This window comes from Paenibacillus sp. FSL R7-0272 (genome assembly GCF_037969905.1).
Classification (GTDB): domain Bacteria; phylum Bacillota; class Bacilli; order Paenibacillales; family Paenibacillaceae; genus Paenibacillus; species Paenibacillus polysaccharolyticus.
In genome coordinates this window covers 767,576-778,506 of sequence record NZ_CP150221.1, presented here as the reverse complement: position 1 = coordinate 778,506, position 10,931 = coordinate 767,576, and the positions used below count along the sequence as shown (strand labels likewise).

Annotated in this window: 9 protein-coding genes; 4 read left to right on the top strand and 5 right to left on the bottom strand. The window is 48.4% G+C overall.

The features are described from left to right. Positions 1-245: 245 nt before the first annotated feature. Positions 246-1,637, bottom strand: coding sequence for a PLP-dependent aminotransferase family protein (locus MKY23_RS03540; protein ID WP_339835281.1), 1,392 nt, complete (start codon positions 1,635-1,637; stop codon positions 246-248). 159 nt (positions 1,638-1,796) lie between these two features. On the opposite strand from MKY23_RS03540, the gene MKY23_RS03535 reads away from it, so the two are divergent. From MKY23_RS03535 to MKY23_RS03520, 4 genes are all read left to right on the top strand, one after another. Then, positions 1,797-2,732 carry a DMT family transporter gene (locus MKY23_RS03535; protein ID WP_339835278.1) on the top strand — a complete coding sequence of 312 codons (936 nt, stop codon included), beginning with the start codon at positions 1,797-1,799 and terminating at the stop codon, positions 2,730-2,732. 128 nt (positions 2,733-2,860) lie between these two features. Further along, positions 2,861-3,976 carry an endospore germination permease gene (locus MKY23_RS03530; protein ID WP_339835275.1) on the top strand — a complete coding sequence of 372 codons (1,116 nt, stop codon included), beginning with the start codon at positions 2,861-2,863 and terminating at the stop codon, positions 3,974-3,976. Then, on the top strand, positions 3,951-5,426 hold the full coding sequence (locus MKY23_RS03525) for a spore germination protein (RefSeq protein ID WP_339835272.1): 1,476 nt from the start codon (positions 3,951-3,953) through the stop codon (positions 5,424-5,426). The genes MKY23_RS03530 and MKY23_RS03525 overlap by 26 nt, the downstream gene beginning before the upstream one ends. Continuing rightward, entirely contained in the window at positions 5,426-6,580 is a 1,155-nt protein-coding gene (locus MKY23_RS03520) for a Ger(x)C family spore germination protein (RefSeq protein ID WP_339835268.1), read from the top strand. Before MKY23_RS03525 ends, MKY23_RS03520 begins: the two co-directional genes overlap by 1 nt. A 141-nt stretch (positions 6,581-6,721) precedes the next feature. On the opposite strand, the gene MKY23_RS03515 is transcribed toward MKY23_RS03520, so the two are convergent. The 4 genes from MKY23_RS03515 to MKY23_RS03500 form a co-directional block, all read right to left on the bottom strand. Then, entirely contained in the window at positions 6,722-7,117 is a 396-nt protein-coding gene (locus MKY23_RS03515) for a sensory rhodopsin transducer (RefSeq protein WP_090924545.1), read from the bottom strand. Between the two features lie 566 nt (positions 7,118-7,683). Further along, positions 7,684-8,868 carry a rhamnogalacturonan acetylesterase gene (locus MKY23_RS03510; RefSeq protein WP_339839184.1) on the bottom strand — a complete coding sequence of 395 codons (1,185 nt, stop codon included), beginning with the start codon at positions 8,866-8,868 and terminating at the stop codon, positions 7,684-7,686. Positions 8,869-9,059: 191 nt separating this feature from the next. Beyond that, positions 9,060-9,899 carry a carbohydrate ABC transporter permease gene (locus tag MKY23_RS03505; RefSeq protein ID WP_090924547.1) on the bottom strand — a complete coding sequence of 280 codons (840 nt, stop codon included), beginning with the start codon at positions 9,897-9,899 and terminating at the stop codon, positions 9,060-9,062. A gap of 2 nt (positions 9,900-9,901) precedes the next feature. Beyond that, positions 9,902-10,843 carry a sugar ABC transporter permease gene (locus MKY23_RS03500; RefSeq protein WP_154960382.1) on the bottom strand — a complete coding sequence of 314 codons (942 nt, stop codon included), beginning with the start codon at positions 10,841-10,843 and terminating at the stop codon, positions 9,902-9,904. Positions 10,844-10,931: the final 88 nt, after the last annotated feature.

The window sequence follows — 10,931 nt, the reverse complement described above, 5'->3', positions numbered from 1 at the left end:
CTGAAAACTGCCCAAATAAGGCTTCTCAGGATCGTTAGAATTTTCCATTCCTAGAATACGGGATAATGCAAGGCTGCAATCTCGTTTGATTCCGCAAATACCTCGCCTTTACTTCATCATCCCAATAATGTTTTGGAGATGACTTCATCTCAGGTGCGATGATAGCCCCCACATTAATACTCACCTTTCGCAATATATAATTTAAAAATTCAAGATAGATCAGCCCATTAAAGGCTGGTCTATCTTCACGTTGTCGATCTGATCTGCAGCTTCATAATCTCCTCCCGGATGATCTGCATCCCCTCTGCAATACGCTGTTTCGGAACATTAGAGATGTTCAGTCGCAACATCTGATCTGTAAATGCGCGGTACGTCCCTTCGGGATAATATCGCTCTGTTGTATCCGCAATAATTCCGCGGTTCTGTAAACGGGACAGCAAGGTACGGACAGGTATATTCCCTGGCAAAGGGAGGGCGGTATGTTCCCCACCGGTTCGTGGCGCAATACGAAATGGTTCGAAATCGGAATAAGCCTCCAGCTGTTCTTGCACAACTTCCATCCGCGCGGCATAGCGGCTACGAATGATTTTGCGATGGTGGGCAAACATTCCGCTATGAATGTACACCTCAAGCGCAGCTTGAGATAACAGTGAGGTGTCGATATCCAGCATTCTTTTCATTGAACCGAAAGAGGCGATCAAGGCCACAGGCGTTACGGCTACACCCATACGAAGTCCAGGGAACAGAATCTTGGAATAACTTTTCAGATAAATAACGCGGTCATGTGTATCATAAGCCCATAAAGGGTCTTGTCTCGCGTTGTCCTCCAAATCGGCCAGATAGTCGTCTTCGACCAGATAAACATCATATCGCTGTGCTAACCGAAGAAGTCTCTTCTTTTCCGCCGCCTTCATGGAAGTCCCGATCGGATTGTGGAACCGTGGGATCACATAGAAAAACTTGATATTCCCCTCCGCAAACTGGCGTTCAAGTGAATCCCAGTCCAGTCCTTCCTCAAACGTTCTTCGTACACCAGCAATCGGTACGTTCAAGCTCTTCAACAAGGTAGGCATATTGTGATATGTAGGCAGTTCCACCATGACTTTGGTTCTTCCACCGGGAAAGGGCATTAAAGCCAGCGCCGCAAGCGCCTGCTGCACACCCGATGTGATGAAAAACTGTTCCGCTCGCGCAAATACCTGGTAATCAGCAAACTGTTTCAGTAATAGCTCAATCAGCGAGGGCAATCCTTGCGGGGTGCCGTATAAAAAAAGCTCATCTTGCTTCTGTTTCATCGCGAGCTCCACGCAATGCCGAAAATCCGCATAAGGAAACACCCTTGGATCAGGAGCCGCAGACGCAAAATCCAGCGGCTCCTGCCAGTCCATATCCTGTACACCTAGACCATTTTGAACAGCATAATAACCGGATTGGGGCACGGCGTACACCAAATGTCGCTGTTCCAACCATTCATACGCACGAATCGCTGTACTCACACTGCATTGATATTGCTCCGCAACACGGCGAACCGCTGGCAACCTTATTCCTTTGTCATCCCACTGGTGGCTTCCCTGCTGAACCATTTGCTCCTGTATCCACTGTTGCAATGCATGAGCGATTACCTCATACTTTTTCACCTTTCCACCCCTTATCTACAAAACTGTACCGGTACAATCGCTTGTTTTCTGTATTGTAGCACAGCGGATGTAGAAGTATATTAAATAAGGCTAATATGTTCCATCGCTTGATAGGTAACAGTAAATCTAGTTCATATCGCATTACTGGAGGTAAAAGGAATGAATACTACACGTAACCGAACCTATGCTTATATTGCATCTGTTGTATATGCTGCCATTATCGGACTATCTTTTTTATTTGTGAAAATGACCGTCACCATTGCTCATCCCTTAGATGTGCTTGCACACCGTTTTGCTCTGTCACTTATTGTGGTCAGCATTCCTGTGCTGTTCGGCTGGATTAAAATCAATCTCCATTGGGCTGACCTGTGGCGAATCATTCCGCTTGGACTGCTCTCGCCCGTACTCTTCTTTGCCTTTCAAGCCTTCGGACTGGTAACCTCCAATTCTTCGGAAGCGGGAATTATTCAGGCGATGGTGCCTGTGTTCACCCTTGTTCTGGCCTCGGTCTTTCTGAAGGAACGTACGTCTATTGTGCAAAAAATGTCTCTGCTCCTTTCTGTCGCTGGCGTCATCTTTATCTTTGCCATGAAAGGTAGCGGTATGTCGATGAGTAATATGCAAGGCATTGTGCTACTGGTCCTTTCGGCCATCAGTTTTGCAGGATACGGGGTACTGGCCAGACCACTTACTCGGCAATATAAACCGCTGGAACTGACCTGGGTGACCTTAATGGTAGGGTGTGTTGTGTTTAATGCGATTGCACTAATACGTCATGCATTCACAGGCTCAATGGCTGATTATGTTCAGCCGCTTGGAGATCTATCCTACTTGGGCGCACTCGCTTATCTGGCTATCTTATCTACCATGGTATCCACCCTGTTGTCCAGTTACGCCCTGACTCATCTGGAGGCTTCACGTGTCAGTGTGTTCAGTAATCTGTCTACACTCATCTCCATCGCTGGAGGTGCTCTGATTCTACATGAACCTGTCCGGAGTTATCACTATGTAGGTGCAATCCTGATCATTATCGGTGTACTTGGCACCAACATGAGTGGTCGCAAACGCGCGTTGGTCAGTCATGCTAAAGCATGATATCCGTCAAGCCAGATATACCGCAAAAGGTACGATGATTAACGTACCTGAGGCGATGATCCTGTATGAAGCTTCCCAAACACGTTAACACTGCTGAGGATACTCTACTCTGAAAAGGAGTTCTCAGCATGAAGCGTACACAACCTTCGTTCTTGCAAGCCATGATGTTAATCATGTTATCTGTAGGCCTCATCAGCCATGTATTAATTATTCCCGCCCTTCTCAGTGCGGCAAAAAGGGACTCATGGATTTCTGTTTTATTATCTGCAGGTCCACTCGTGATCTTTACACTGATGCTGGCCTACGTGTCACGCTTTCTACAACATCAGACTTTACATGATTGGCTGTCTTCCCATCTTGGTAAACCCGTAGGTTTTCTGTTGCGGGTGGGAAACAGTCTCTTTTTTCTATGCGTCATCTACTTTACGTTACGTGATACCACGACCTGGGCCAAAACGAACTATCTGACCGAAACACCTGTGATCGCAACAACAATCGCACTTATGGCTTTGTGCGGATATGCTGCCTATAAGGGTATGCGTTCGCTCGCCTTCACAGCAGGACTGATTCTGCCGCTCGTCGTGCTGCTCGGCTTCTACGTCGCCATTGTCAATTCCCAGTATAAAGATTACAACCGTCTTCTGCCTGTGCTGGAGCATGGATGGTCACCTGTATTTCATGGCATGGTTTACAGTCTCGCAGGCATGTTTGAACTGCTTTTCCTCTGGTACATTCAGCCTCATCTCGCCAAACGTATCAAGCTATGGCAGTATCTAATGCTTGCATTGATCATGGTTGGTTTAACGACAGGTCCGCTCATTGGAGCAATCGTAGAATTTGACCCTTATGAAGCAGCCAAAATGAGATACCCTGCTTTTGAAGAATGGCGCATTGCCTCCCTGGGCAAATATATTGCGCAGACCGATTTCTTTTCCATCTATCAGTGGCTCGCAGGTTCATTCACCCGGATTAGTCTGGCCATGTATATTGTGATAGAAATATGGAATATTAAGACCACTTCCAGAAGGATGGTTACTTGTGCGTCTTTGGCTACATTTTTTATTCTATCCATGCTGTACCCTCTGGACGATATTACTTTCACGAAGATTCTGGTTGATTACATCTTTCCATATAATCTCGTGTATCTGAGCGGATTTGCGGTTCTGGCAACAATCGTTGCCTTCATCCATTCACGCCAGCAGAGGAGGAAACAACGCCATGGAGAAGGAGAAACACCCGATTGACACAACATCCTACGAGAACCTGCTTGCCTCCCTGAGAAAAAACTTTGAATCCTGTGCGGATGTAGTCATCCAGACGTTTTCTGCCCAAGATGAGACCGTTCGTTCTGTCATTCTGCTCTATTGCGACGGGCTGGTGGATAGTAAACAAATCAATCAGTTCATCATTCCACGGTTAGAAAAACATACATTGATTATGGAAGAGGCTGTACCCAAGGAGCTTGGGCTAACCCTGAAACCCATAGATGACATTTCCGATCTCCAAAACATAAACATGCTCCTGTTTAGCGGGCAGCTTCTACTTATTTTTGAAAATGGTGTACAGGCTTGCAGTCTGGATATTGCCAATATTCCGGGACGCACACCAGAAGAGTCTGCCATCGAGACGTCCGTAAAAGGACCGCGCGATGGTTTCACCGAAGAACTATCCACCAACATCGCCCTGGTTCGTAAAAGGTTAAAAACGTCATCCATGTGTTATGAGAAAATCATAAAAGGGGATCGAACACAGACAACGATCGGTCTCTTATACGTTAGAGATATTATTAACCCCGAAATTATAGAGACTGCTCGTAGCAATCTGAATCAGATTAACGTCGACGGAATCATGGGCACGTCCATCATGGAACGCGCGGTCATGGGAGGCGTGCGAAGCATCTTTCCGCTTACAGATAATTCTGAACGTCCGGACTATGTCGCAGACTCTTTAATTAACGGACGCTTTGCTGTGCTCACGGATGGGTCACCTGTAGCCGTCATCGCACCGACAACCCTGTTCAATCAGTTAAAATCACCTGAAGACGAGAGCACTCCCTTTTTCATCGTGACCTTTGAACGGATATTACGAATTGCCGGGCTGCTCATTGCCTGTTTTTTTCCGGCCTTCTACATCGGTCTGACCAGCTTTAATCTGGAGCAGATTCCACTGCCCCTGCTCGCAACGATTGCAGGAACGCGGATGGGATTGCCCATGCCGGTTACGCTTGAAGCTTTCCTAATGATCTTTATGTTTGAACTGTTCAATGAGGCTGGAAGAAGGCTACCGCGTGCATTGGGACAGACTGTTAGCGTAGTCGGCGGCTTAATTATCGGGGATGCGGCCATTCGTGCCGGGATTACATCTCCCACTATAATTGTCACGGTAGCGATCTCCGTCATCTCCAGCTACATTCTGGTGAATACGGTTCTGGGGGGAGCCACATCCCAGGTTCGCATCGGAATGTTAATTGCTTCTTCGATCTTGGGGTTATTCGGATTTATGGTTGCTCTGTTTGCCTTGTTAGTTCATCTCGTATCTCTGGAGTGTTACGGCGTATCCTACCTCTCCCCTGTATCACCTTACATTCCGGGAGATTTCACACAGGCCGTATCAATGCCACCTTCCATGACACGCACCAAACGCCCAGCTGTGTTACGCACACAGGATTCTACCCGCCATAAGGACAAGCCTTGATGAGATGGACTTGCGTAAGTAGCATCGTTGCAGTTTGTGTCATGCTGCTGACAGGATGCTGGGATTCCAAGGAAGTGCAAAGCATTAACTTTATTACAGCCATTGGCATCGATTATGCGGATAATCAATATACGACGTACGCCCAGTTAATCGATTTTTCCAGCATTGCAAAGCAAGAAGGGCCGACACCAAGAGAAGGTAGTCAAATATGGATCGGAAAAGGTACCGGTACAACGTTAAGTATGGCAATCAACAATCTGTATGAGACATCGCAGCAGCAAACGTTGTGGACTCATGTGAAAGCAATTGTGCTATCCAAAAATGCGTTGGAAGGGCGACTGGAAGATGTTTTTAACACGTTACTTCATTCCGGACAACTGCGATATACACCATGGATCTATGCGACAGAACAAGATCTGTCCACTTTGCTCTCTCCCTCCGCGATCCTGAACCAGTCGGCTCAAACGATTGAGTTGTTCGAACCGATGAGACTGTACAGGCAGCATTCCGGGTATGAGCCCATTCGCCTGCATCAGTTACTTGATAGTCTGAGAGAACCTGCATCTGTGGTGTTGCTGCCTTCCGTTTCCACTAAAAATCAGACATGGCATAACGGCGAAGAGACCCCGCCGCTGATTCGAATGGATGGATTTTACGTCGTGAGCAATGGAAAAAGTCAGGGGAAAGTCTCTGGTGCCGAAGCAGACGGCGCCCGTTACGTGAATTATGACCATGTGTACCAATATCCGCTGTATGTTTATGGGAAGCATGGCAGTACTCCTGACCTTACATTGACTCTTCACAAACCCAAAACGCGTATAAAGGCGAAAAAAAGTGCTGGGGGTATCACCTTTGATCTGTTCACTTCAGTGAAAGGTTCGATTGCTGAGGATCATGGCTCTTTTCGTTCTCCCCGTGTAATGGAGCAAGAGGCAAGCAAGCAGATGGAAGCTCAAATACGAAGCTCATTTGCCACAACCAAAGCGCGGAATGTAGATTCATTCGCTCTTGTAGAGCATCTCTACCGGCATCATCCCGATTGGTGGAGAGCTGAGGTTGCCCAGCGGGCAGAACCCCTTGCTCGTATTCATCTCGGCAAAGTTGAGGTCGACGTGAAGATTCTGAATGCCAGTACGTATAAATACGGGGAGTAAACCGAAGAGCAAAGACCTGTAATCCGGCATCAAACCAGATGCAGATTACAGGTCTTTCTGTGCTTGGTCAGTGCTTGTTAGCGTGGCAAGATGATTAAGGCACCGTACAATATTCTTTTATTTTTTGTTGGCTCACTTCGTTTATGCCAAAGGGTACGCCATGACACTCATTAAGGCCAGTTCCGGCTGGGTTGTATCCAGGCGGCTGTACTGAATGATAACGGGTACATTACTTGAAACCGTGATGGCATATGGTACACCGGAAGGGATGCTTTCTTCCCCGGCACGTAGCGATGCGGTACGGATATGTTTTGTTCTTCTAGCCGGGACTTCCGCTTGCATATGTTCCAGTGGATCGCGGTCTTCAAAGTAAATTGTAATCTCCAGCGTTGCATCCTCACCTCCTGTGTTTAACACACAGATGCTCTCGTGACTCTCCAGCGAGCCTGAGCTATCCGGCGGGATGTACCCATCCGGGATAACCCAGTACGTATGACCGTGGGATGAGGATTTCGGAAGGCTTGATTGATCTGGCATGATTCTCCTCCTTTCGCTCATTGCGAAGATGGTGCTAGTTAAAACCTATTACGTGGCTCGCGGGCGGGCGCTCGGTGGGCGGATCGGGCTTTGGGCCGCTGTTGGTCCGGGATTTCTTCTATTCCCCCTCCAAGGGAGAAATCCCGTGCCAAACGCGGGCGCTTTGCTCCCTTTTCCCGATTCCGCCCTCCTCGCTGCCTCGCTCACCCTCCACTGCTTTTAAAAGGCATGGCCTTCGCTTTGCTGGGCCACTTTTTGCGCTCGTTGCTTCGCTGAACTCGCGTTTCATTTAAACCCCTCGGTGGCTCACGGGCGGGCGCTCGGTGGGCGGATCGGGCTTTGGGCCGCTGTTGGTCCGGGATTTCTTCTATTCCCCCTCCAAGGGAGAAATCCCGTGCCAAACGCGGGCGCTTTGCTCCCTTTTCCCGATTCCGCCCTCCTCGCTGCCTCGCTCACCCTCTACTGCTTTTAAAGGGCATGGCCTTCGCTTCGACTGGGCCATTTTTTTGTGCTCGTTGCTTCGCTCGACTCGCTTATAATATATAAGCAATTGTATAGCTCGCGTTTCAACGCAAATACATTTGCAATGGTTGCAAATGCATCTCGCGGATAGCTTCAGCTACCTGCTCTGCCAAGCGGCGTGCGCCTCGCTCCTGAAAATGTGTATTATCTTCCATCCCGGTTGGGAAGTTGATATATTCGCCAGGCAACACCCACATAAAATCATCTTTGGTTCCTTCTTCACCCGCCTGCTCAAACATCAGGCGGCTGCGTTCGGCCAGATCGATTAGCGGCACTTCTTCATCTGCCGCAAGTTCACGTACGGCAGTGATATAATCGCCGTGTGTATCGGTCAATGTGCCGTCTTTCGCAAAGTATCGGCGATGCACTGGTGTGATCAGCACCGGACGCGCCTCAGCCTCGCGTGCGGCATCAATATATTTTTTCAAATACTGCTTATAAGTGGTAAAAGGATCTGTCCCCCGTTCCGGGTCAGGCTTCTCGTCGTTATGTCCAAATTGAATAAATAGAAAGTCATCGGGCTTTATTTGCTCCCTAATTGCATCCAAGCGGCCTTCATGAATAAAACTACGGGAACTCCGCCCTGACTGTGCATGGTTATCCACGGCAACGTCATGTTTGAACTGTGCAGGCAGTAGTTGTCCCCAGCCGCAATACGGGTATCCGCTCTCCGGCTGATCTGTTACCGTTGAATCCCCCGCGAGAAACACGGTCATCGTTTGATTGGCCAGCGTTATTTCCATTGCATTGATCCGAGGTGCAGGTCCCGAGAAGGTCAGGCGAAGCTTTCCCCCGCGAACAACAACGGCAAACCGCATTTCTGCGCATTGCCCCGCCACCGTGCGAATCGTGGGTAACATCAGCCGACCTTCTCCTGCTTTGACACGCGTGATTGTATCCGCAAGCGGATCTCCGGCAATCAGTAACACCTGATACGTCCCGTCGGGCACATCTACGACAAACGATGCCTTAAGCGGGATGCAAAAGCTGGAATGCAAGCGGGCAGACATTGTTGCCTGCCCTTGCGGTGGATAATCCCCTTTTGAAGAAGGTAACCTAGCTTCCTGCTCTTCAACCCGTTGCTTTTCATACACCAGTGAACCGGATTCAAATCCGAATCCTTGGCTCTCATCGTATATCGTTGTAGACGAAACGGCCACATAGCCATCTGCTTTTCTTACATTCGTATGGATGCCTTCTCTGCAAACTTCCTTATCGGACTTCCTCATGCTTAACGTGGATTCCGATACGATTTCTGATCCACGATCAGATTGAGCTGTGATCGGGCCAAAACTAAACTTCCACGAGGATCTCTTTTGTTCTACTTGTTCTACTTTTTCTGCATGTTCTGCGTTTTCCAAGTCTGCAGCATCCACTAATTTTCTCCTCCATGTATTATTGGTTTGATGCGCTCGCCTCGTTACCCCTTCAAACCACTCGTACTCATGCCTTGCACAATCTGCTTCTGGAAGATGAAGAATACAGCCACAACTGGCACCAGACTGACAATCGACATCGCGAACATCGCCCCCCAGTTGGAGGCAGATTCACTATCGAGGAACATTTTGAGCGCCATGGATACGGTGTACTTGTCAGGCGAATTCAGATACAGCACCGGCCCGAGCAAGTCTTCCCATCTCCAGTAAAAGGAGAAGATTGCCGCTGTTGCCAGCGAAGATTTGATCAAAGGCATGATGATCTGAATATACAGCCTGAATTTGTTACAGCCATCAATCGTTGCGGCCTCATCCAGCTCTTTCGGAATCGTGCGAATAAACTGAACCATCAGGAAGATGAAAAACGGCATCCCGAAGAATGTAGGTACAACAATCGGCAGAATCGTGTTCAGCCAGCCCAGCTTGGTAAAGATAATATACTGCGGAACCAGTACGACGTCGTGCGGCAACATCAGCGTAAGCATCATCAGAGAGAACCAGAAGGTACGTCCTTTAAAATTCAGTCTGGCAAAACCAAACGCGATCAGGGACGAGGAAAGCACTGCCCCAATCGTAGAGATTACCACTATGATCAGTGAATTGGTGATGTAGTCCATAAACGGCCTTCCAGCCGTTCCTTTCCAGCCGTCCACATAGTTGGACCAGATCCATTCGGTCGGAAACAGGCTTTCTGCCGTTACAAAGATCGTGCGACTCTCCTTGAAAGAACTGAATAACATCCACAGCACCGGGTAGAGCATCAGGAGGGCAAGTGCGGCAACGAATAGGTGATAGATTGGCCATTTTACATTTCTCCACACCATGATTACTTCCCTCCTTCAGATTCATAAAATACCCAGAACTTGGATGTCAGGAACACAGCCGCTGTAAGCACACCAATCATGATCAACATCACCCAAGCCATGGCAGAAGCATAACCCATGTTGTTAAACATAAACGCCTGACGGAACAGATATAACGAGTACAGCATCGTACCATCCATCGGGCCACCCTCCCCTTTGGAGATGATGTACGCAGGCACAAAGGTCATAAATGCACCGATCGTCTGCATGATCAGATTGAACAGCACGATTGGACTGAGCAAGGGTAGCGTTATGCTGAAAAACTTCCGAACCGGATTCGCGCCATCTACCCCTGCAGCCTCATACATCTCGGGAGAGATGTTTTTGAGTCCTGCCAGGAAGATCAGCATCGATGAACCGAACTGCCATACGGACAGGGAGATCAGCATCACAAGCGCCGCATCCGGGTCACCGAACCAACTGATCGGCCCAATGCCGATGGCGGTCATCGCACTGTTAATGACACCTTCGTTACTGAACAGGTTACGCCACATAATGGATACGGCCACGCTACCGCCGATGATGGAAGGTAGATAGTACAATGTACGATACGTTCCCACCATACGAGAGCCCGTGTTCAGAATCATTGCGACAAAGAGGGCAAAGATCAGCCTTAACGGCACCCCGATGAATACATATAAAAACGTAACCTTAACCGAATTCCAGTATTTCGGATCATCAAAAAACATCTTGGTATAGTTGTCCATCCCGATCCATTTGGGAGAGGTGAACAGGTTATAACTCGTAAACGACATGTAGAGAGAAACGAACATCGGGATAAGCGTAAATCCAAGGAAACCAATAATAAATGGGCTGATAAAAGCATATCCCGTCAAGTTTCTGCGCAATGAAGAATACTGCCTCAAGTGGAACGTACCTCCTTCATGGATCAGCTTGCTGGCCATCTTCATGTTGCAGACAGGACGGGGAAAGGCCCTCGCCTTCAGCGAGCAGCCCGGTTCCCGTCCATCCCTGCAAGCGGGACGAGCAAGC